The 20,793-nt window shown below is 44.3% G+C and carries 22 protein-coding genes; 14 read left to right on the forward strand and 8 right to left on the reverse strand.

From position 1 onward, the window contains the following. The first annotated feature begins 11 nt into the window (after nt 1-11). The 6 genes from C3F35_RS25885 to C3F35_RS25910 all read left to right on the forward strand — a co-directional run bounded on the left by C3F35_RS25885 (nt 12) and on the right by C3F35_RS25910 (nt 4,767). Nucleotides 12-467: a tellurite resistance TerB family protein gene (locus C3F35_RS25885; RefSeq protein WP_000007448.1), complete on the forward strand. Its 456-nt coding sequence runs from the start codon at nt 12-14 to the stop codon at nt 465-467. A 22-nt stretch (nt 468-489) separates the two neighbouring features. Then, a complete protein-coding gene (gene terC / locus C3F35_RS25890; protein WP_000255079.1) occupies nt 490-1,530 on the forward strand; it encodes a tellurium resistance membrane protein TerC in 1,041 nt (346 codons plus the stop codon). 48 nt (nt 1,531-1,578) lie between these two features. Next, nucleotides 1,579-2,157, forward strand: a complete 579-nt coding sequence (terD, locus tag C3F35_RS25895; RefSeq protein WP_000116680.1) for a tellurium resistance membrane protein TerD — start codon at nt 1,579-1,581, stop codon at nt 2,155-2,157. 68 nt (nt 2,158-2,225) lie between these two features. Beyond that, nucleotides 2,226-2,801: a TerD family protein gene (locus C3F35_RS25900; protein ID WP_015062975.1), complete on the forward strand. Its 576-nt coding sequence runs from the start codon at nt 2,226-2,228 to the stop codon at nt 2,799-2,801. Between the two features lie 58 nt (nt 2,802-2,859). Next, the gene (locus C3F35_RS25905) at nt 2,860-3,510 is read left to right on the forward strand and encodes a hypothetical protein (protein WP_032610453.1); all 651 of its coding nucleotides are present in this window, start codon (nt 2,860-2,862) and stop codon (nt 3,508-3,510) included. A gap of 15 nt (nt 3,511-3,525) precedes the next feature. Further along, nucleotides 3,526-4,767: a vWA domain-containing protein gene (locus C3F35_RS25910; protein WP_015062974.1), complete on the forward strand. Its 1,242-nt coding sequence runs from the start codon at nt 3,526-3,528 to the stop codon at nt 4,765-4,767. Between the two features lie 147 nt (nt 4,768-4,914). Here C3F35_RS25910 and C3F35_RS25915 read toward each other — a convergent pair whose 3' ends face one another. Beyond that, nucleotides 4,915-5,595 carry an HAD family hydrolase gene (locus C3F35_RS25915; RefSeq protein ID WP_032610522.1) on the reverse strand — a complete coding sequence of 227 codons (681 nt, stop codon included), beginning with the start codon at nt 5,593-5,595 and terminating at the stop codon, nt 4,915-4,917. A gap of 313 nt (nt 5,596-5,908) precedes the next feature. Between C3F35_RS25915 and C3F35_RS25920 the strand changes: the two genes are divergently transcribed. The 4 genes from C3F35_RS25920 to C3F35_RS25935 all read left to right on the forward strand — a co-directional run bounded on the left by C3F35_RS25920 (nt 5,909) and on the right by C3F35_RS25935 (nt 11,186). Beyond that, complete coding sequence (locus C3F35_RS25920; protein ID WP_032610449.1) at nt 5,909-6,538, forward strand: hypothetical protein; 630 nt, start codon at nt 5,909-5,911, stop codon at nt 6,536-6,538. Nucleotides 6,539-6,620: 82 nt separating this feature from the next. Then, nucleotides 6,621-7,040 carry a hypothetical protein gene (locus tag C3F35_RS25925; RefSeq protein WP_015062971.1) on the forward strand — a complete coding sequence of 140 codons (420 nt, stop codon included), beginning with the start codon at nt 6,621-6,623 and terminating at the stop codon, nt 7,038-7,040. A 273-nt stretch (nt 7,041-7,313) separates the two neighbouring features. Continuing rightward, a complete protein-coding gene (locus tag C3F35_RS25930; protein WP_032610447.1) occupies nt 7,314-10,655 on the forward strand; it encodes a hypothetical protein in 3,342 nt (1,113 codons plus the stop codon). Nucleotides 10,656-10,964: 309 nt separating this feature from the next. Then, nucleotides 10,965-11,186, forward strand: coding sequence for a hypothetical protein (locus tag C3F35_RS25935; protein WP_032610446.1), 222 nt, complete (start codon nt 10,965-10,967; stop codon nt 11,184-11,186). 206 nt (nt 11,187-11,392) lie between these two features. Here the strand turns inward: C3F35_RS25935 and C3F35_RS25940 are convergent, their stop codons facing one another. Beyond that, nucleotides 11,393-11,992, reverse strand: a complete 600-nt coding sequence (locus C3F35_RS25940) for a hypothetical protein (RefSeq protein WP_015062969.1) — start codon at nt 11,990-11,992, stop codon at nt 11,393-11,395. A 261-nt stretch (nt 11,993-12,253) separates the two neighbouring features. Between C3F35_RS25940 and C3F35_RS25945 the strand changes: the two genes are divergently transcribed. Next, on the forward strand, nt 12,254-12,784 hold the full coding sequence (locus C3F35_RS25945; RefSeq protein WP_032610444.1) for a hypothetical protein: 531 nt from the start codon (nt 12,254-12,256) through the stop codon (nt 12,782-12,784). A gap of 220 nt (nt 12,785-13,004) precedes the next feature. Here the strand turns inward: C3F35_RS25945 and C3F35_RS25950 are convergent, their stop codons facing one another. Then, nucleotides 13,005-13,466, reverse strand: coding sequence for a hypothetical protein (locus tag C3F35_RS25950; RefSeq protein ID WP_015062966.1), 462 nt, complete (start codon nt 13,464-13,466; stop codon nt 13,005-13,007). 8 nt (nt 13,467-13,474) lie between these two features. Beyond that, nucleotides 13,475-15,115: a hypothetical protein gene (locus tag C3F35_RS25955; RefSeq protein ID WP_040113327.1), complete on the reverse strand. Its 1,641-nt coding sequence runs from the start codon at nt 15,113-15,115 to the stop codon at nt 13,475-13,477. A 314-nt stretch (nt 15,116-15,429) separates the two neighbouring features. On the opposite strand from C3F35_RS25955, the gene C3F35_RS26785 reads away from it, so the two are divergent. The 3 genes from C3F35_RS26785 to C3F35_RS25970 all read left to right on the forward strand — a co-directional run bounded on the left by C3F35_RS26785 (nt 15,430) and on the right by C3F35_RS25970 (nt 18,152). Continuing rightward, a complete protein-coding gene (locus C3F35_RS26785; RefSeq protein WP_103216141.1) occupies nt 15,430-15,687 on the forward strand; it encodes a hypothetical protein in 258 nt (85 codons plus the stop codon). Nucleotides 15,688-15,955: 268 nt separating this feature from the next. Then, nucleotides 15,956-17,302, forward strand: coding sequence for an ISNCY family transposase (locus C3F35_RS25965; protein ID WP_077258062.1), 1,347 nt, complete (start codon nt 15,956-15,958; stop codon nt 17,300-17,302). Nucleotides 17,303-17,360: 58 nt separating this feature from the next. Beyond that, complete coding sequence (locus C3F35_RS25970; protein WP_023205302.1) at nt 17,361-18,152, forward strand: tetratricopeptide repeat protein; 792 nt, start codon at nt 17,361-17,363, stop codon at nt 18,150-18,152. 40 nt (nt 18,153-18,192) lie between these two features. Here C3F35_RS25970 and C3F35_RS25975 read toward each other — a convergent pair whose 3' ends face one another. From C3F35_RS25975 to C3F35_RS25990, 4 genes are all read right to left on the reverse strand, one after another. Beyond that, a complete protein-coding gene (locus tag C3F35_RS25975; RefSeq protein ID WP_004862033.1) occupies nt 18,193-19,029 on the reverse strand; it encodes a macro domain-containing protein in 837 nt (278 codons plus the stop codon). 56 nt (nt 19,030-19,085) lie between these two features. Continuing rightward, the gene (locus tag C3F35_RS25980) at nt 19,086-19,640 is read right to left on the reverse strand and encodes a TIR domain-containing protein (RefSeq protein ID WP_004862036.1); all 555 of its coding nucleotides are present in this window, start codon (nt 19,638-19,640) and stop codon (nt 19,086-19,088) included. A 375-nt stretch (nt 19,641-20,015) separates the two neighbouring features. Further along, nucleotides 20,016-20,309: a hypothetical protein gene (locus C3F35_RS25985; protein ID WP_016246546.1), complete on the reverse strand. Its 294-nt coding sequence runs from the start codon at nt 20,307-20,309 to the stop codon at nt 20,016-20,018. 20 nt (nt 20,310-20,329) lie between these two features. Next, nucleotides 20,330-20,629 carry a hypothetical protein gene (locus tag C3F35_RS25990; protein ID WP_016246547.1) on the reverse strand — a complete coding sequence of 100 codons (300 nt, stop codon included), beginning with the start codon at nt 20,627-20,629 and terminating at the stop codon, nt 20,330-20,332. Between the last annotated feature and the right edge of the window lie 164 nt (nt 20,630-20,793).

Consider the following 20,793-nt stretch of genomic DNA (forward strand, 5'->3'; position numbering starts at 1 on the left):
AGGAAACAGGTATGAGCTTTTTCGACAAGGTAAAAGGTGCCATTAACTCTGGCCGGGACGAACTGACCCGCCAGGTTGGTCGTTTCAAAAACAAAAAATTTATGCACGGCACCGTTGCTGTATGTGCCCGTATTGCCGTATCGAGTGACGGCGTGAGTTCGGAAGAAAAGCAGAAAATGATGGGCTTTCTTCGCTCTTCAGAAGAGCTGAAGGTATTCGATACCAATGAGGTGATCGAGTTCTTCAATAAACTGGTTTCAAGCTTCGATTTCGATGTTGAAATCGGCAAGGGCGAAACCATGAAATACATCCTGGCGTTGAAAGATCAGCCTGAGGCCGCTCAGCTGGCCTTACGTGTTGGTATTGCCGTTGCAAAAAGTGACGGTAACTTCGATCAGGACGAGAAACTGGCCTCCCGCGAGATCGCTATCGCGTTGGGCTTCGACCCGGCTGAATTTGGCCTCTGATCCACATCCCTAAGGGTAAAATATGGTTTCCACACACATCGGCTTCCCGACTGAAACGGTCATTGTTTTTATTGCGCTTTCAGTCGGTGCCATCTTTATTGACCTGTTTATGCACCGTGATGACAAGCCAATCTCGCTTAAGAGTGCGGCGCTCTGGTCCGTATTCTGGGTTGTGGTTGCGATGGCATTTGCCGGTTTCCTCTATATCCACCACGGTGCTGAGGTTGCCAGTCTGTTTGTCACGGGTTATGCGCTGGAGAAAGTGCTGTCGGTCGACAACCTGTTCGTCATGATGGCCATCTTCTCCTGGTTCGCCGTTCCGGATCGTTATCGCCACCGTGTTCTCTACTGGGGGATCATTGGTGCCATTGTCTTCAGGGGCATCTTTGTCGCCATCGGTACGAGCCTGCTGAGTCTGGGGCCGTACGTTGAAGTTGTCTTCGCTATTATCGTTGCCTGGACGGCGGTCATGATGCTTAAAAGCGGTGATGACGATGATGAAATTGAGGATTACTCCCAGCATCTGGCTTACCGCATGGTTAAACGCTTCTTCCCTATCTGGCCGAAGCTCAGAGGGCATGCCTTCCTGCTTAACCAGAAGGAAGTGGATGCCGAACTGGCGAAACCAGAAAACAGCGATGTCACCATTGGCCGTGGTAAAAAAGCGGCGCTATATGCGACCCCGCTGTTCCTGTGTGTGGCTGTGGTTGAACTCTCGGACGTAATGTTCGCGTTTGACTCGGTACCGGCAATCATTGCCGTCAGTCGTGAACCGCTTATCGTCTATAGTGCCATGATGTTTGCTATCCTGGGCCTGCGTACTCTGTATTTTGTCCTTGAGGCACTGAAACAGTACCTGGTTCATCTGGAGAAGGCCGTTATCGTGCTGCTGTTCTTCATCGCGGCAAAACTCGGCCTGAATGCGACCGATCACATCTGGCATCATGGTTACAGCATTGCGGCTACAACCAGCCTGTATGTTGTACTGGGTGTACTGGCGCTGGGCATTCTCGCAAGCGTCATGTTCCCGGGCAAACCTGAATCTGAGGAAAAGGGGAGTTAATCCCCTTAAGTGTTAACCTGAACAATTACTAATCGAAGAGGTTATTTTATGAGTGTTTCTCTTTCCAAAGGCGGGAACGTCTCCCTGAGTAAAGCAGCTCCGTCAATGAAAAACGTCCTGGTGGGCCTTGGCTGGGATGCGCGTTCAACAGACGGTCAGGACTTTGACCTGGATGCTTCAGCATTCCTGCTGGCCTCAAACGGCAAAGTGCGCGGCGATTCAGATTTCATCTTCTATAACAACCTGACGTCATCCGACGGTTCCGTAACGCACACCGGCGATAACCGCACCGGTGAGGGCGATGGTGATGATGAATCGCTGAAAATTAAACTGGACGCCGTCCCGTCTGAAGTTGACAAGATCATCTTCGTTGTGACCATCCACGATGCTCAGGCTCGTCGCCAGAGCTTTGGTCAGGTATCCGGTGCGTTTATTCGTCTGGTTAATGACGATAACCAGACTGAAGTCGCTCGCTACGATCTGACCGAAGATGCGTCCACTGAAACCGCCATGCTGTTTGGCGAGCTGTATCGCCACAATGGTGAGTGGAAATTCCGCGCAGTAGGCCAGGGTTATGCTGGTGGTCTGGCATCTGTATGTGCTCAGTACGGCATTAACGCGTCCTGATCGAAAAGTAACTTTTCATATCCGGGGCTGTTAATTCAGCCTCATTCAACTGTTTGCAGGAGCTAAAAATGGCAGTTTCTCTCGTAAAAGGCGGCAACGTATCTCTGACCAAAGAAGCACCAACCATGAATGTCGCTATGGTTGGTCTGGGCTGGGATGCCCGTGTAACCGATGGTCAGGGTTTTGACCTTGACGCTTCCGTATTCGCAGTAGGTGAAGACGGTAAAGTGCTGTCAGATGCCCATTTCATTTTCTTCAATAATAAAACCAGCCCTGATGGCGCAGTAGAGCACCAGGGCGACAACCGTACTGGTGAAGGCGACGGCGACGATGAGCAGGTCAAAATTGATCTGACCAAAGTCTCAGCAGACATCAAAAAACTGGTGTTTGCCGTTACCATCTATGATGCAGAAGCGCGTAAACAAAACTTCGGCATGGTGAGCAACAGCTTCATGCGCGTTTACAACAACGACAACGGCGCGGAAATTGCTCGTTTCGATCTGTCTGAAGACGCCTCAACCGAAACTGCAATGGTCTTTGGCGAACTGTACCGCCATGGCGCTGAATGGAAGTTTAAAGCTGTCGGCCAGGGCTTTGCTGGCGGGTTATCTGCACTGGCAACCCAGCACGGCGTGAATATTTAATAATAAAAATAAACTCAACCCCGGTGCTGTCACCGGGGTTTTTTATAGGTGTTAGCACATGGCAAAGAAAAAAGATGATGGTTCAGCAGTAATACTACTTTTTATTGTGGCTTTTTTTGTGTTCCTGCCGTTTCTGATATTCGGGATGTTTTTCTACCGAAAGCTAAAAAGAAAATATTCAGCTATCCCCAACATTCAACGTGTATATGATATTGGCGTCATTTTTAAAACGTTAAGTGCCTCTATCGCAGTTATTGTGGTTTCAGCAGTGCTCGTTCTGCAACTCAGTGCGCTTCCCGTCAAATTTGTATCGCCAGAAATATCACATTATATAGCAAGAGTTATGTTCGTTCTCTATCCACTTGTAATGATCTGGCCAATGAAAAAAATGGCGGAACGCATCGCCATAGAATATTTCGGTATAATTTTTAACGACAATGACAGAACGATAATTCTTCCAGCAGATTTAGGCAATATGGGATTGGGTGACTGGCTTCGTCTCAAGTTTCTGAGCAGGATGGGTGAGCAAGACAGCATTGAGATTCGAAAAATATCGAATATCACACGCGAGAAAGGTGTCAACTTCTATATCCATGGTGATTTCGGATCCCGACGCATCAACTTTTCGAACAAGCAAAAGCGCGATGAGTGTATTTCAGCACTTCAGGCCAGAACCCGGGTAAAGGGTGGCAGAGACTACGGTTACTAAACAAGGAACAGAGTCATGCAATTACAGTCAGGTCAAAATATCCTTCTATCTTCATCATCAGTCACTCTTAATTTGCGATACCCGGTACGTCCCGGTTTTAACGGCGAACCCGACACCTGCGTTTTCATGCTCAACGCACAAGGTAAGGTGAGCGGTGATAACGATTTCATCTTTTTCAATAACCTGAGTTCACCGGAGGGGGCTTTAAAACTGACGGCAGGGACGCAGCAATCAAGCGTACATATTGATCTTAACCGCGTTTCCTCGGCTGTTCAGAAAATCGCCATAACCCTCGTGATAGACGGAAGCGATACTATTACAGGCTTGCAGAATCTGAATTTGCAGGCCTCCGGTATTGCATCGTTTGATCCCGAAACAGCAGGGCGCAGCGAGAAAGCTATTATCGTGGCGGAGGTGTATCGCCATAACGGCAGTTGGAAGCTACGGGCGCTTGGCCTCGGTTTCAACGGTGGGCTTGAGCCCCTGGCGATGAGTTATGGTGTTGATGTTGCACAGACAGCTCCGCAGCCAGCACAACCTGCTCGTATCAGTCTGGAAAAGAAGCTCGAAACAAAATCTCCGCGACTTGTAAGTCTCGCTAAAAAGGCCTCAGTCAGCCTCACTAAAAATAAACTGGAAACCCTGGAGGCAGCAGTTGCGTTTGTTCTTGACGCGTCCGGCTCAATGAGTGGCCAGTTCAGTAAGGGTAACGTTCAGTCCGTGCTGGATCGCATCGCCGTCCTTGCCGCCCAGTTCGATGACGATGGCGAAATGGATGTCTGGGGCTTTGGAGAGAAGCATAAGAAGTATCCAAATGTCACTCTGGATAACCTTGACGATTACATTCAGACCATCCGTGGATCCGGAAAGCGTTCAGCCTGGGAAAATTTGCCGGGGCTTGGTGGGACTAACAATGAACCACCGGTAATGGAAGAAATTGTCGACTACTTCAAAGACTCAAAAATCCCGGTTTACATAGTGTTTATTACCGATGGCGGGATAAGCAAGACCGGAGCAATTAAGAATGCTATCCGGCGCTCAGCCAACTTCCCGATCTTCTGGAAATTTGTCGGCCTCGGTGGATCTAGCTACGGAATCCTGAAAAACCTGGATGATTTTACAGACCGCCGCGTTGATAACACCCATTTCTTTGCAATGGATGACTTCGGCTCTATCAGCGATGAAAAATTATACGATAACTTACTGGAAGAATTTAGACCGTGGATAGATGAAACAAAAAGGTTAAATATCCTTTAACTTGCTTCCTGATAAAGCTTAATTAGAGGGCTCTGGCGAGAGACCCAGCCAGCTGGGTCTTAAAGGTATCAACGGCCAAACACTGGTCATGGACAACTGTGAAAGCTAGCCCCGGTATATTATTTAAAACGTTCATGTTGTGCGATTTTAGACCCTGAACGACTCCTTTTTTAAGCGGTGTATAAAAGCTTTTTTTCTGTCCCAACGAGGATGGAAGTGCCGCCAGTGGGCATCTTTGGCGGCTGCCAGCAATTCATAATCGCCCCGAGTGTCCCCCCAGGCTCGAAGATGATACTGATCTAATGGTCCGTAAATAGACTCCAGCCGGTTAATTTTCTGTATGCAACGACAATTGTGCCCTGTAATGCGCCCGGTCAGGATACCATTAACGCTTTCCAGCTCTGTACCGATGAGCTTGATCCCCAGTCGTTCAGCAAACGGAGCAAGTACAAGCCTCGGTGAGGCTGAGCAGAGTGTCACCTCAACATTGTTAGAAACTTCCGTTGCCACGGCCAATAGGCCTGATGCTCTCATCAGACGCCCCCAATAAAGGTTGCAATAGGCTTCAGCTTTCTCCTTGACCCACTTTTCCTCGATACCAGTGAGAAACGTTGATATTAAAATTTCTTTGAGTTCATCACGAGTTAGTTTGCGACTCAAACACCGCAGGGTAGGAAGAGCGAGTTTAACCAACCGGCGGGTGAAGACACTGTTACCGAAGGCAAAGCGCAAAAAGGGGATAAAGCTGTCATGTCGGGTAAGAGTTCCATCAAAGTCGAAAACGGAAAGAACCTTTATTTCTGCACGAAATGAATTATCCACAAGCAGCCCTTTTTGAATTAGATAAATTTTCCATATTTTATCATCTGACGAGGGTGACTCAAAGCATGTCAGAATTGGATTGGACCATGAAGATCTCGCAGTCTTACACTGCATCTTGTTATCCATGCCGTGGTCAACTAATTGTGGCCCACAACCTGGCTGTTCGTGGAACAGTTGTTCTGATTCATTTGGCGTTTAGCAACTGTTCTCTCTGGCGCTGCATTTAGGAAAGATATAATGGCGCTAAGCCATATTTTATGTAAGGGTATGATATGGTTCAGCGGATTTTCATTCACGATACTGACAACAGGATTTACCTATGACTATCGATACCGACGATTTCGATCCGGTAGATGTAGATGTAGAGGTTGCAGAGGCGTTAGAGAAGCACATGGCACAGTTACGGGACCTGGAAGCATACTGGCCGTACAGCACGACAGCCGTTATTGATTGTTTTTTTGACCAGGCTACCCGGGCAACTCACGCTGAATTGTGGTTGGCTGCCTGTACAACTTTCCTGAACGGGATTGAAACCTCACTGAGGGTGACGCTTGAACTGATGGAGTCACAGGCGCATTCGCAGCCAGCCGCAACGCTGGTGGATTTAAGTGATATGGCCACACTCAGTAATGCCCTAATGAGAAGGGCGCACATGGCTGGTATGCCGGTGACGCTGCTGGCGTTTCCCGAGGAGCAGGATCTGCTGACCAAGATTGCTGAAGGTGCCCCGAAAAGGCCCTATGCGGAAATCGTGAGGGTTCGTCACAATTTATGTCACGGGAACATCCTGGAGCACATCATCACTGTGAGTGACGATTTGGGGGAGCCAGTCCGGTTATTCACACCTGAATGTATGCGTGTCCTGGCAGAGACGATGTCGGCAATCTCGAAACAATGGGTTGCAGGCATGCATCAATATTGGCGTGATAACAATTTATCTATGCCTTGAAAATTCCGGCCGGATTCTGTTCCCGGCGTCAGTTTAACGCCGGGATGAAATAATTATGATCCACAACCAGAAATAGCTGTTTATGGTTGAGAAAATATTGTGGTATAAAAATTATGTTTTTAACTTGGTGATAGTCATGGAGAAACAAATGAAAATTAAATGCATCGTATTGGCAGGAATATTTTCACTGGTATTTTCTGTTCATGCCAGCGAAACACAGAATAAAAAAAGTGATCCAGTACCTGTCTTTGGGCACGCAACAGCTGTTTCAAAAATGTGTGGTGAACTTCTCGGAGAAACTAATCCAGTTAAGATGAGAGATGGGGCTACTAAGATACTAAACGAGACTCTTAGAAGATTACCTGATGCCGAAGTGTCAGATGAAGGGAAAAATGTAATCGAGGCATTTGTTACTCGATCAAGATCCCCGTCTGACATACCTTCTCGCTGTGAAACCAGTGTTAACGAGAGATACTGGGAAATCGTTCAGTCCAAAAAATGATCTGACGTTGGTTGACTGTAAAAAAATATTTCGCCCGTTAAGCTTCTGTCTCTAAAATATATGACTTAATGGGCTATTCAACTCCTTCCTATGTAATATATGAAGTCATTCCCCGATGATTTAATTAACGAAGGTTTAATCCACATGTTCAAAACTGATAAATTGGACAGGCTCAATTTTAATTATTTTACCTCTTCCCGTACTTCAGGTTATTTGGCTGACAATCCAATCTGGTATGATGCTTATAACAAACAAATTCGGAGGGTATAGTGAATGGGTGGCCTGGTCAGCAAAACTAACATTGATCGCCTTGAACGTTTTCATTCTCTGCTGGCGGGGCAATACTGGTCCGCCCTCGTCGATATTCCGGCAGAGGCGATTGCGGCCGGGGATACACTCCTCATCAACTCGTTGCGGTACGTGGATGACAATCTGCATACCGTCATCCTTCGTGCCCACCCTCGGCACTACGGGGAATGGGTAAACGTTGAAGTCGTTGCTGAGAACGGCTCAAAATCAACGAAAGACAAGAAACTGAATGAACATCGGTTTCTGACGGCCGATTTTCTCGCCTTGTTTGAATATCAGCCCGACCATGAATCGATCCGTCAGTCAGAGCTCAAAGGCATTCAGGACGAGGTTGCTGACCTGCAAATGCGTCTCACCGAAACACTGAAAAATCCCTCAGATCTCCGGGAACTGGCTATGAAAAGGATCGAAGACGAAGAGGCCAGTAAAAGGGGGGGCGAGTCAGACGACAGAATGCTTCCGGTCGTCAGAAATGCAGAAGATGCCGCAGTTACCATGGCGCTGGGTACGGTGCAGAATGCCCTTTCTCAGGGAATTTCCGAAGCTCAGGTTTCTCTGATGGCGAAAGTCGCGGAACGGGAAGGGAAGATTGCCGGTGCCGTAGCTAACATTATTACGTCGCGTACCGGTGCTATTACCCGGGCGCTGGAGAAAATGCATCCGTATTATGCGGAGCTGGCCGCTGCCAAGTTGGCCGGAACGCAGGAGGGCATTGAGCAGGCTAACAAAATTCAGGCCGGTGTTCTCACGCTGGAATTATTCGTCGGCAAAAACGTGACGGTAGTCGATATTGCTGAAGGCGAGCCAGCTGACAGCAGCATTCCGCTGACGCTGTGTCAGAAGAAGCTCGTAGTGGATGAGGAACTTTCAGCCTGGTGTGACATCGACGAACACTTTGATTTCAGGAGTCTTTCCGCATTCCACAAGGCGCTAAAAGATAACCCTGGGCTGGTGGAGCAAATTTTTCCGACTGAGCGATGTGTACTCGTCATGGTAACCACCCGCAGATTTATTGACTATGGTGATACCTGGGCGAATTCAGAATACAATGAAAAGAACAGCATCGTGTTTCTGATGGTCCGCAACGGGCAAAACATCAAACAAATCTATTCCCCGGTGGAAAGCCATCTTGGAGCATCACGGTTATTTCCGTCTGAAGATGAGCAGCAGGGCCACTTTCGTGGGTTTGACGGTACCACCATCAAATTTGAAGATGTGGCCTATACCGATCGTCTCAAATCCCATGACCTGATGGCTCTGCATTACCGACGTCTGCTTATCATGCTGTTTGGTCTTGACCAGCGGCTGGCTCTCTTTGGTCAGTTCTATCCCAAGCATGAAAAGGCTAATTTCCTGAATCTGAGCTTCCAGGAGCGGTACTTCCATTTTCTGCACGATGAAGACGGCACAGGGCTGCTGGCATCACCAGACTCGCAGACGCTCGATGAATTTATTAGTGAAAAAAACTCCTATATGCAACCGGGCTCGCGGCTGCTCTGCAACTGGCGTGAGCTTATGACCCCCAGAACAGCACCTGGTGCCGTCAAAGAGGACAGCAGCTATTCAGGGTACTCCTTCATCGCTGAACCAGAGAATAATGTCTCTGCTGCGGTTGTGTATCGTCAGGGAGATAGTCTGGCAGTTGATGTGGCGGTGAAGCGCTACAGAACAGATAAGATGTTTAACTGTAAGGTAAACGTTTCTGGCTACAGGCCGTGGCGCCGGGGAGAAGCAGAGCTTGCATATCTGTGCCTGGATGCAGTGGGCCCGGAGGAACTGAACCGTTTTATCCAGCAGCGCAAATTCCGGAGTAACCACCTTTTTTACATTCGATTTTTTAAGGCCGCAATCAAATTCCTGGAGCAGGAACGTGAAAGAGAATTGCCGCACCGGCAATATCTGCTGACTGCAATGCAGGATTCGGGGTTGCGCCTGCCGGTGAACATTCATGAACTGATTCATCAGTGCATTGCTTCATGGAAGACCGGTAACCGTGGCGTTTCGCTTGATGATGGAATGCGTTTCGAAAAAGGGCGCCAGGCCCTGCTGAATCAACTTTACAGGCTCACTCAGGGTGCAAGCGAAATGGCATCGGTCATTCAGGAGCAGGTAACTGCGTCCGGATCGCAACTGCTTCGGGCCGGGGTCAACTCGTCAGGGAATTACGTCGCGTTTATCGCGCCTAAACCCTATGAGTGTGATAACAGACTTGAAGCTCATGCGTGGGTCCATCGTGTTGTCTATGCAACCGGAAAACGAAACATTCGGGAAACCAGCAGATCCTGGGTCTCTATGCCGGAGCGTTCGGCATCCGAAATTACCCTTTGGGAAGATGAGGAGCAGTCTAGGAAATGGTACTCCATGAAACCGGTATTCAGTTCGTGGGCCGAAAAACAAAAGCTATTTGAAATGTGCGAAAAAGGTGCGGAATTACTGAAAGGGGCCATGGGCAAGTCGGGACATGAGGAATATAGCGATCTTTTTGAGATGTGGGGAGATGCTTATATTGCATGCAACTCCAACTCTGGCGCGGAATACGTAACAACCCCGGATATGTTCCTCCCGGTTGGCTTGATTAAGTCACGAAACTCATTACAGCTAATTGCATTAGGGACATGCTCAACGGAGCAATGGATGTATGCCCGGGCAGGGGATGATGACACACGGGAGCTGTTGCTGGAGTTGTATACCAGTTGGTATGAATGCCCGGATAAAGCGCGAGCAAGGGTCCTGTCGATGGCAGAGAAAAACTCAGGTCTGAGGTTTGTGTTGCTTGAAGGAAAGGCAAAGAAACTGGAGCGGTTTGTTGTCAAACGGCCAGAAGAGATTGTTAACTGGCATGCCGGTGATTTAAAGGAATTCCCGACAATGCTGAATGATCAATGGGCATGTCACATGGCAATGGTCAGTCGGAATGATAAAGTTTATCTGACGCCGGATTTGCTGGATGATGATGGCCTACCAAATTTTAATGAAGTCACAAGGCAGGAGCCCGGAGACGGTTATCAACCCGTCAATGTCTATGAATTTGAGAGTGATTATTTTAACGCGATCTATGATGCAGACGGTAAGAAAGTGGTACTTTGTCACTGGTATGATGTGACGGGTGATTCATATACTGCTGAAGATCTTACAGGGAATATGCCTCATGACGCATTTAAATTCCTTCAGTATAGGCTGGATAATATCGAGCAGGCTGAGGCATTTATCAAATACAGAAACCGTAATTATCAGTCCCGAGAAAATTCAGATTGGCCCGAACCGCCTGAAGGTGTAAAGCGTTACGTCATCAGAGCCCGAAGCTAAGTGAGCAACATTAAGCTAAAAGTTCAGTATGGAAATAGATAAATCATACTGAACAATAAATATAACTTTATGCATAACACTATGACGGTATCTTATTAGCAGGTGCTTCGGAAAAAAGTAACTTTCCAAAGGTAAGTAAGCGCAGCGGGAGATATGCTAACATGAATACATCACGGGGACAGTGCTGGATACTGGCCAATCCATAATTTGCATATGATTAAAATGTACTTAGATGTTGCAATACTGATGAATTGTGTTAAAAGATAGCCGTCGTTACCTAAGTTAAATTTTATGAAGTATGGTACTGTTATGGCTAAGAAAAATTTATACTCGGAAGAGATTGTGATTGCCAAAAAGCAACTCAATCAGCTATCCACGCTTAAAGATAAAGTCAGCCTGCTAACGCGTCAGTGGGAAGGTGATATTGGCAAAAATCTGCCTGGTTACACTGAGCTATATGCTCACGTGGAAAGAATTGAAAGACAGATTCATGAACAAATTGGTAGCTGGAAGAAAAGTCCTACAATGTAAGATTACGGCGATCCATTCTGAAGCGGTGTATTTGGTTCAAGAATGCATAAATAACATTCCTTTATAACTCAATTACCCGCTTTTAAATCTCTTTATTTTCAATCCCGCTCATCCATTTGAGGAACTTTGCGCGGAAGTTCAGCGGCATCATAAACTGTATGGGACAGTAAGAATTGCACTGACATTAACTGGTACAAAATGCAGGGCTATTGAATCCCTTCAGTGTACGCAAGCCTCACGTGTTCATCTACTGTAGCTTGGTTGCCGGGGATATATCGCGGAAAGTCCGACACGTCATTGGCATTTTTGACAATGAAAGAAGGGTATCCAAACTGCTCGGCAGCAATATCGATATAAAAAGTCATTCCTCCAGCACTCAGCTCACACCAGTAGTGGCCATGTCCTCCATACTCATTGAAAAGACCTCCATTATCTGTACCATTCCCGCCGCGTATACTTGCGACCATGCCTCTGAGTCGTGCAAATTTACAAACCAATATACATGCGAACATGCATGTTCCGGTTGTGTCACTTGTTCCAATTTCCTTAAGGTTCTCTTTTAAGGACTTATGGGCTTCTTCTGCAAGCTCCAGGATTGGCGTAAGAACTAAAATAGATGTCTTGTCAGTCACGAATAATGTCTCCGGTAAACAGAACAATGGTAAGGCTAGAATCCCGTTTAAAATAATTTTAGTATCAGGTAACAAGTACCTTGAACAAAGCACTTGATTCACACAGATCAATAAAAACCTTTCGAATAAGGAAAATACGAAAATTTGTGAAAGTACATTATCGAGTTTTAACATGAATCTATTCTGAGTCGCAAGGGTTTTCAGTTCGGACAGAAGGCTTCTAAAATTTCATGAAGTCGTCCAACCATCTTTAACTACTAGGTAACAAACCATAATTATTGATTTCATGAAAATAATTAAACTCAGAAATTGTGTTGTTGAGGTTATTAGAGATGGATATAGGATGTGGTATATTTGTTTGGAAATAAAAACAAAGGTTAGAACTCAGCTTTCGTACAATCTAGTTCAATCAAATTATGACGCTTAGGAGTATAAATGAGCATTAACGACAAAGATTTTAGTTCTTTAACAGTAGAGCAATATGGCTGGAATTTGGGGGTTTTTAATCATTCAACCCCATTTACATCACACTTTATTTATGTCTACGATTGTTATAAACAGTATGTTGGATTGATTTCCATTTCACAGGAGGATTTTAACACCACTAAAATTTCCACATCGTTAAGCATTCATATGTGTGTGGCAAAGCTAGGTAAAATCCTTAAGAAAATGTCAAATAAAAAGGCTTTGTCACAAACGGAAGAAACTGAATTGGCCCCTCTTATTATTAATTATGTAAAGCAAACGATGACTTTTAGGCAATGGGTAAGTCAATCAGAATTAAATCAACGCATGCATTTTCTAATTAATATCTACGGTTCTAAAGATGATAAAAAAGGGGAGGTGGTTCTACGACCATTAATTTCGAATCCAGATGCCTTAATTTTAACACCGACGGAAGTCATTGAATTGAACACGCAAGTTATTAAAGCTGATCGTATGCGACATCCGGAATGGTTCCGTTAAGCAGATTTACCGCATTCACCATTGGAACCTTCGCCAGTAAGAGCTCGATGGTAAAATTACAATCTGAGATGGTTCAAAACGGCTATAGAGTTTTGAACCTCAAACGGGAATATTTTCACATTCATCCTTTGAAAGAAAGTCGTGGCTAAAAGAACTGAAGTAACCCTATCAAAGCCAATTTTCCTAACGACCGGAGTTATCTACTATTTACCGGATAACATTATTTCATTTGTCCTGTCGAATACCATGCCAACGTAGATTCCGGGATGCAGATTTTTGAGGCGAATCCATCGGTAATTAAATCGAGCAGATTTGGGGCTAGTAGATTACACGGTGCTGGCCTCAGTGGTTCATAATGATGCTTCGGGTAATGAAGGCTGCTGAAAATGCCATGGGGCGCCCCTGAGGCTTTATCTGGGCCACAGAAAAGGTTAATCCACATCCGGAGGCGGTAGTCCACCGTGAAGCCGTCGATTTGCAACCATAAGTGGGGGGAGAGCACAAAATCACATCCCTTAACGGTAACTTTCCCAAGGAAGCGAAGATGTGGGATCTTAGCCTCCATCAAGGCATGGCTGAGCATTAAAGTATGCCCATCGCATTCCAGCTTTGCACTGTCTACCGCTAAAAAGGCATCATTAAGGTCAGAGAGATGTATAGGTGTGTTATTCACTGTTACCATTGTGTCTCTCAATTTTTATCCTTTGTCCTGAGATTTGCTATAGTTAAGTTAATATAAACGACTTTATCCGCAAATATTCCGCCAGACTCTCGCAAGCTAAAGCGTATGGTTTGATGATGGGTGCTGTGCATCATTTCAAGTTTAATATTTCTGTTTTCTTTTTGGTAGTCTTCAAGCGCTGATTCAGTGTGTTTACGAATATTCACAAATTTATGGTCAAAGCAGAATAACACCAGATATAGGTCAGGCAGAACGATAAATGACTGAGCAACAGAGTCTGAATACTTTGTATAAAGTTGAAATATTCCTTTTGTTATTACAGATTTTATTGGCACTTCGGTGGAATGTTCTTGTATTAACTTGGATTCGATAATGCAAACTCTCACACCTGAAGAGAAAATAGAAATATCACTTCGCCCGTTTGCGATCTGATCTTCCTGGACCACCATAAACTTTTTAAGTTCAAGGCTTGCTTTCAACCAGGTTAATAATGATGCTGTAAGGTTATTTTCATAAAACAGAATGTCGTTTTTCACACGATACAAATTACTGTTGCTGGTAATGTTCTGAATGCCAGTGAAAATAGTATTAGGCAGAAGGTCGATTGTCTTGCTTTTAACATCGTAATTATTAAATGAATCAGCTAATACACCTAGTTTAAAAGCGAGCGTCCGTATTTTTTCTGTATTTCCAAACTCAAGATGATTGGCTTGATGTTTAAGTGATCTGATTTTATTATATATATATTGTGTGTTTCTTTCACTTAATCTGACCTGCATAAAACTCTGGCGCATGTATTCTTCAAAAAGGTTCTGGAGCTCAAACAATTCTTCAATAATAGAGGTTAACTTATTTTTAGGTTCAAAGAACATTGAGTCTTTATTTTTAATATTTGAAGCCAGTGAAATGATTTCATAAAGAGCATCGGTAAGCAGATGAAGTGGTTCAACTGTTTTTATAATGCCTTTTTCATTCCTATAAATCATAATGTAAGGCTGGTGACGTGAAAATAAATCCTGCAAGACATCTTGTGACACTGGCGTTGTAATGAAGAAAATAAGTCCCGGCTTAAGATCTTTGTTTTTCAAATGTTCTAATTTATCAATAAGTAATACTTTCCTAATCCCGTTCGCTAGAATTAGTCCGAATTCAGTTCGATAAAGATTCCAATTTCGCTTTGTTGATGTAATAAGGGATAAATCATAATTAATATTTACGAGGTTTTCATTGATTGTCGTAATTAAGTTATGAATGTAATTGTTGTGATAAGTGGCATAACTCATAATGCCAAACTTACTTTTGAGTTCGTTGATGTGTTCGACAAGTGTTTTCAAGTACGTATAAGTTGTGCTTTGAGGAACTTTTTGTAAATTGTAAGATGACCACTCTTTAGCTATATCATAGATAAAATCGCATTCTTGTGATTCAAGGAACTTAACCAAGCGATTTCTGGAACTTTTATTGCTGTTAAATTCTTCTTCAAATCTTTCGAGCTTTCTGCAAAAAATATGAACCGACAGGCAATGGCGACGTTCCTGCTCTAATAATTGATCATCCAGGAAAATCTCAGTATTTTTGTTACGACTGAAGATAGATATGGGGGCCATTTCCATTAGTTCTAACGCATTGAAATCATAAAATCTGCTCATTTATTTCGCCTGCATAGTAATTTTAATCACTAAAAGCTATTAAGCTTTTTCCTTTTTTAAACATACGAAAGCCTTTAGAAACACGATTTATACTAACGGGGCATCTAAATTCGTGATCTGTTCAATGTATTCAAAAGAGTATTGAACGCCTCATATGATATTTTCGCTCTGAAAGCGATTCCCCTAGCTTCATTAAGAGCCTTTCTTCCGGAAGCAGATTCAGGCGATTTAAGGTACTTTAAAAGTAACTTTTCAATCTCTATAGTTTTGTCATTCTGAAGTAACTGAGAGGCCATGATGGCTCCGAGCCTAAATTGAAGCTGAATATTCACTTCTTTGTGAAACTCCAGGTGCTGACGGTGGCGGTCAGCCAGCTGGCTTCCACGGACCCTGGCACGATACAAACGCATATAGTCGGCCATTTCGGCGGTATGGCGTTGACGATACCGGTTCTTGGCTGCATTGACTACATTGCGGTTATTCAATTTATACAACCGGTTTTCGCCAGCTACGCACTGGCGGCAGCGAGTCTTATGGCCATCCTTACTTTTACGGTCAATTCCGAAGTCTAACAAGCTCTTCAGAGTCTTGCATTTTCGGCACAGCTTACTTTCAACGAGTTCAGTCATGGGTATATTATGAATTGAAGTACTTCCCGAAAGTATACCCAACTCGACTATCCATTACAATTAAACGTTTTTGGGTTAACATAATCCACGTTATACGCACTTATAATGTTAGAACCATTTAGTAATGTCACTTTTTATCCAGATAGAAACGTCACCTTAGAGTAAGCTAAACTGAATGCAATTCTAAGGGACTCAACGGATGTTGGTGACCATGTCAGATAAAGAAATTCATCGCTTGCCAGTGATACAGGCTGTTTGTGAAAAGCGCCTACGCCGTCGCGATGCAGCGTCACAGCTTGGCATCTCAGAACGTCAGGCGCAACGGCTTATCAATCGTTACCGGGTTTCTGGTGCTGAAGGACTTGTCAGCCGCAAACGCGGTCAACCCAGCAACCGTCGGTTGACCGAATCTCTCAAACTACGCGTACTCACGCTAATACGTGAAAACTACAGCGACTTTGGACCCACACTGGCCGCAGAAAAACTCAGAGAGCGTCATGATATCCGGCTTTCAATCGAGACTGTCCGCAACTGGATGACGTCGGACGGACTCTGGGTTCCGCATGCTCGTCGCAAGTCACGGGTTTATCAACCTCGACATCGGCGTGATTGCCTGGGTGAACTTATCCAGATCGACGGCTCCCACCATGACTGGTTTGAAGGCCGTGCGCCAAAATGCTGCCTTCTGGTATTTATCGATGATGCCACCGGCCGCCTGATGCATTTGCGGTTCAGCGAGTCAGAAACAGCCTTTGACTACATGCTGGCAACCCGGGAATACATTGAGCAGCATGGGAAACCGGTATCGCTGTACAGTGACAAACACGCAATATTTCGCGTCAGTGGTCCGGAGAACCGCAATACCACCGTTACCCAGTTCGGACGTGTGCTCTATGACCTGGCAATCGAGCTTATATGTGCCAACAGCTCTGAAGCTAAAGGCCGCGTGGAACGTGCGAATCAGACGCTTCAGGATCGACTGATCAAAGAAATGCGTCTGGAAGGTATTACCGGCATTGAGGCTGCAAATGCCTGGCTTGCCACTTTCATTGCAGACTTTAACCGCCGATTCTCACGTCCGGCCAGGTTCCCGAAAGATTTGCATCGTCCGGTGCAGGAAAGCCCCGGTGAGTTAAGAGACATCTTTGCCTGGCATGATGTTCGTACCGTGTCGAAATCACTGACATTCCAGTACGATAAGATCCTTTATCTCATGGACCCAACAGAAGAAAATAGCCGTCTTGCCGGTGAAAAAATTAAAATACTGGACTATCCCGATGGCACCCTCGCCTTCCACTATGGACACCGGAGCCTTAAGTGCCAGGCATTTGATAAGCTGGCCTGTGTCGACCAGGGGCAGATTGTCGATAACAAACGTCTCGGGACTGTACTCAGACTGGCTCAGGTAAAACAGGATGAGCGGGAAAGCGAAGGCAAACGGGAACGAAGCAAAAAATCGCCCAGCCGTAAGGCTCAGGTGCGCGTCCAGGAACAGCTCCGGGCTATCAATCCCGTTCTGGCAGACCCGAGCTTGTTTGTGGCAAGTTCAAAGCGATAGAATCGACCATCAGTGCTGCAAAGTACCGGAACAGTGAGCCCCCAAAAGGATACTTGAGATGATTAAATTCCCGACTAAAAAGCGCGTTGATTTGTATAAAAATGCTGTCAGTTCTGAGCAATTACATCTGGATCTGGCTGCGGCTCAGGAGTTCATGTTCGATGCCTGGGAAACTGATGACCTGGACGTTGTGCTGAAACTCATCAGAAAAGCTATCAAGAAATCCCCGCTCTGTGCTGACGCATACTCATTCTACTGCGAGTTATCTCAAGAACCTCCTGAGTCAAAAATCGGGAATCTGGAGACGGCTTTGTACGCAGCCAGCATTGCTCTTGGCGAGGATTTTCAGGAGTTCGCAGGACGTTTCTGGGGATTTGTCGAAACACGTCCATATATGAGAGCAAAAGCAGCTTTGGCTGAGGCCTTATGGGAGTCAGGTAATTTTTATCCGGCTATGGCTCACTGCCGCGAAATGCTGAAGCTCAACCCGAACGATAACCAGGGGATTCGTCATTTATTAGCGAACTATTACCTTGAGCTTGAAATGGTGGATGATCTGGCCTTGCTACTGGACGATTATCCTGGGGATATGCGCCCGTTTCTTCAGTATACACGCGCCCTCCTCGCCTACCGGCAGTCATCCCCAGATGCCAATGATATCGCTAAAGCTGCGATTGATTCTAATAGACACATCCCCGGCTTGTTATCGAAGTGCAGATTACAGCCCAAGTCTAACAGTGGATATATTACGTTAGGTGAAATGGATGAAGCCATATATTACGTGAATAATAATTTAAAATCCTGGATTCGCACCCCTGGTGCAATTGAATGGATTGTCAATGGTATTTAATTTACGAAGGCCATTGCTTAGGCCTTCATCATTAATTTAATCACAAGCCATTTCTTGCTGTCTTTAATTCTAAAAGATTGACTTTATCTATCTTCCCTTCATGGATCATTATTGTTAATTTCGCTGGATGTTTAAATCGCATTTCGCTTATCCTAAAAGTCCAAAGCATTATCTTTAATAGATCTTGCTCATCGATAATTTTGTGGCCTTTTATTCTTGTAAGTCCAGACCCAAAGATTGGGACAGAAACACTTTTTTGAGCATAGACTCGATTAACCTTATCCCAAAAACTTATTAGAAAACCTAAATACTCAGGCATTGTGAGATGAGCTACATTGTGCTCGTCAAACTTAGATAGCGCAGTGAGTATGTAATCACCATAAACACAAATAGTGCCAATTTCAAATTTTTGCTTTTTACCTTCAATCCTTTCCTCATTTCTATCTTTTATCTCTTCGGCATCGAACCTATAGTTACTAATGTAATCATCCAACTCACTTACAGTACAAGATAAATGTTCGTTGATAAATTTACCATTGAGACTACTTCCGGCAATAATTCGCTCATCAACCTGAGTATCAAAATATTCATTGAAAGCGATCGCTTTCAAACCCTCCTGTTTGAAGATATCTCCTGTTTTAATGATAACAGTACTTTCCTCAATGGTTAGATTAATCTCCCTCAAGCTATTTGCTCTGTACCATAACCAAAGATAGGCGATAATAAGCACTGCAATGCAAGCTAAACCTGCCGCAATTTTTTGATTTGCAGGAATGTCGACAAAAATAACAACTGCACCGATAAAACCGAACAATAATGATGCATATCCCTTAAACTCATTGAAAACCTGCTTGTCACAGAGACTAACCTTAGACATTTAATATTCCTATATCTATGCAAAAACAAAGCGCCACAATCGGCGCTTAAGTTACATTATGCGCTATATCTATATACATCTGGAACAGTTTTGGTTTTCACCATAAACTTACTATCTGCCAGTGATTGTCTGATAAGAGCTTTATTCATTGGGATATGCAACGTGGGAACTAAATGCATTGAATCTCTGAATGCGGGAATCTTAGACCATAAATTTTGTATTTGCTGCTTTAAAATGTTGTTAACTAGCAAACTTTCTTTTGTGTCATAGTCAGGGTATATTACAATTACAGGAAGCCCCAAGGAATTAATACCGTAATCAATTTCTTCTCGTAGAGCGCGAGAATTTATAGTTCGATCACTCAGGAATAGAATAATATTCTTAGAATTCCGCAGACGCTGTCTGAGGCGAGGCATTAAAGTTTGCTCCCAGTTACTGCCATCACGAACGTTATAAGTTGTATCGTGTGAATTGGTAAAAGGGAAACCGGAGTCCGCTCCTTTCCACATTCTCAGTGTGTTGTAATAAACGAAGTCTTTCGTAGCATGAGCTCCCAGAGCGCCCTCATGAAAAGGCTCAGCAACATAAAATGCACAGTAATTCCCACTCATTCCTGTAATCCTTCTTTGTTAGAAAAATCCCAAGGAAATTATACACCTCCTTACAAGTTGAACCGCAACCAAAACATGAGCTTTAAGTGCCCTTTCTATCTTGCAGAAAGAGGTGACATTTTAAAACTGCATTGACATATAAATCAATGGGTTACGTTTTACTTCTTGGATTACGCACTGGCACGGGATTTGGGATTTGGGATTTCCATGATGATTTTCCTGTGGGCAACCTGCATTATCACCATCCAGGACATAGGACGGGCTTACCCCGTTCTTACCTAATCATTTTAGGTCCTTCGTTACTAGAAAAATTTTTTAAACTCATACAGATAGACCGCCATAGGTACCAGCGGAACTATCTGTACCATTACTGAACTAAAAATAGATGAAAAAACATGCAGCCAGTACCGTGACGCTAATAATTGAAAATAAGTTAACTACGATGGAAATAAAGCTTTTTTTCATCATGGTCAAGGTTTCGGCTGGTGTTTCATCGAGTGCTTTGCCAGATTTATGGTCATCATAAATACGCCTTGAAGTTACAAGCTTATCGTGATGTTTATTCACTTGCTTCATCAAGAGGTGAATGACTAAAATCATAAGGGCAATGTAGATATACTTATCTTTACTTAGTGCGTCAATTATTTGATGTGCCTGATTCTCGTGCATAAAAATATCTCCTTGTTTGATTAACTGTGAAGTAGATAAAATAGATACCCAAAAACAATAGTGGATAGTGCTAACACCACACAATTAGCAATGTACCAGATCAATGTTTGGAACTTAAGTCGCCGGATCATTTCAGGTTCTTCACCGCTTGAGAAAGATCCTCTACCTTCACTGACTAACTTATCAGCATTTTTAAAATGCTGATAAGTTGAACCAGCACGGAAAGTAAGCCATGCCATACCTAACATTATGAATCCAAATAAATAAAATGCTTTTTCTAAGTAAAAATCTACCGCTGATACAACATCCAGATTTTCCATTTGGTAATTCTCAATATTGTTGGTGAGTTAAAGATTTTTTTGTTGGCTAACTGTCTGAAAGCCCTAATTATGGTCATTACAATCCAACCAATTAACAGGTTCCCCAAGAAACCGTGTCAATGCTGCTTTAGCGTATTGTGGCTTAGTGTAATATCGAGGGAACC

The sequence above is a fragment of the Leclercia sp. LSNIH3 genome (assembly GCF_002935105.1).
In the GTDB taxonomy this organism is placed as follows: domain Bacteria; phylum Pseudomonadota; class Gammaproteobacteria; order Enterobacterales; family Enterobacteriaceae; genus Enterobacter; species Enterobacter adecarboxylatus.

Coding starts and splice junctions, on each gene's coding strand:
- C3F35_RS25885 (WP_000007448.1), top strand. CDS start 12: ATGAGCTTTTTCGACAAGGTAAAAGGTGCCATTAACTCTGGCCGGGAC.
- terC (WP_000255079.1), top strand. CDS start 490: ATGGTTTCCACACACATCGGCTTCCCGACTGAAACGGTCATTGTTTTT.
- terD (WP_000116680.1), top strand. CDS start 1,579: ATGAGTGTTTCTCTTTCCAAAGGCGGGAACGTCTCCCTGAGTAAAGCA.
- C3F35_RS25900 (WP_015062975.1), top strand. CDS start 2,226: ATGGCAGTTTCTCTCGTAAAAGGCGGCAACGTATCTCTGACCAAAGAA.
- C3F35_RS25905 (WP_032610453.1), top strand. CDS start 2,860: ATGGCAAAGAAAAAAGATGATGGTTCAGCAGTAATACTACTTTTTATT.
- C3F35_RS25910 (WP_015062974.1), top strand. CDS start 3,526: ATGCAATTACAGTCAGGTCAAAATATCCTTCTATCTTCATCATCAGTC.
- C3F35_RS25920 (WP_032610449.1), top strand. CDS start 5,909: ATGACTATCGATACCGACGATTTCGATCCGGTAGATGTAGATGTAGAG.
- C3F35_RS25925 (WP_015062971.1), top strand. CDS start 6,621: ATGGTTGAGAAAATATTGTGGTATAAAAATTATGTTTTTAACTTGGTG.
- C3F35_RS25930 (WP_032610447.1), top strand. CDS start 7,314: ATGGGTGGCCTGGTCAGCAAAACTAACATTGATCGCCTTGAACGTTTT.
- C3F35_RS25935 (WP_032610446.1), top strand. CDS start 10,965: ATGGCTAAGAAAAATTTATACTCGGAAGAGATTGTGATTGCCAAAAAG.
- C3F35_RS25940 (WP_015062969.1), bottom strand. CDS start 11,992: ATGTTAAAACTCGATAATGTACTTTCACAAATTTTCGTATTTTCCTTA.
- C3F35_RS25945 (WP_032610444.1), top strand. CDS start 12,254: ATGAGCATTAACGACAAAGATTTTAGTTCTTTAACAGTAGAGCAATAT.
- C3F35_RS25950 (WP_015062966.1), bottom strand. CDS start 13,466: ATGGTAACAGTGAATAACACACCTATACATCTCTCTGACCTTAATGAT.
- C3F35_RS25955 (WP_040113327.1), bottom strand. CDS start 15,115: ATGAGCAGATTTTATGATTTCAATGCGTTAGAACTAATGGAAATGGCC.
- C3F35_RS25965 (WP_077258062.1), top strand. CDS start 15,956: ATGTCAGATAAAGAAATTCATCGCTTGCCAGTGATACAGGCTGTTTGT.
- C3F35_RS25970 (WP_023205302.1), top strand. CDS start 17,361: ATGATTAAATTCCCGACTAAAAAGCGCGTTGATTTGTATAAAAATGCT.
- C3F35_RS25975 (WP_004862033.1), bottom strand. CDS start 19,029: ATGTCTAAGGTTAGTCTCTGTGACAAGCAGGTTTTCAATGAGTTTAAG.
- C3F35_RS25980 (WP_004862036.1), bottom strand. CDS start 19,640: ATGAGTGGGAATTACTGTGCATTTTATGTTGCTGAGCCTTTTCATGAG.
- C3F35_RS25985 (WP_016246546.1), bottom strand. CDS start 20,309: ATGCACGAGAATCAGGCACATCAAATAATTGACGCACTAAGTAAAGAT.
- C3F35_RS25990 (WP_016246547.1), bottom strand. CDS start 20,629: ATGGAAAATCTGGATGTTGTATCAGCGGTAGATTTTTACTTAGAAAAA.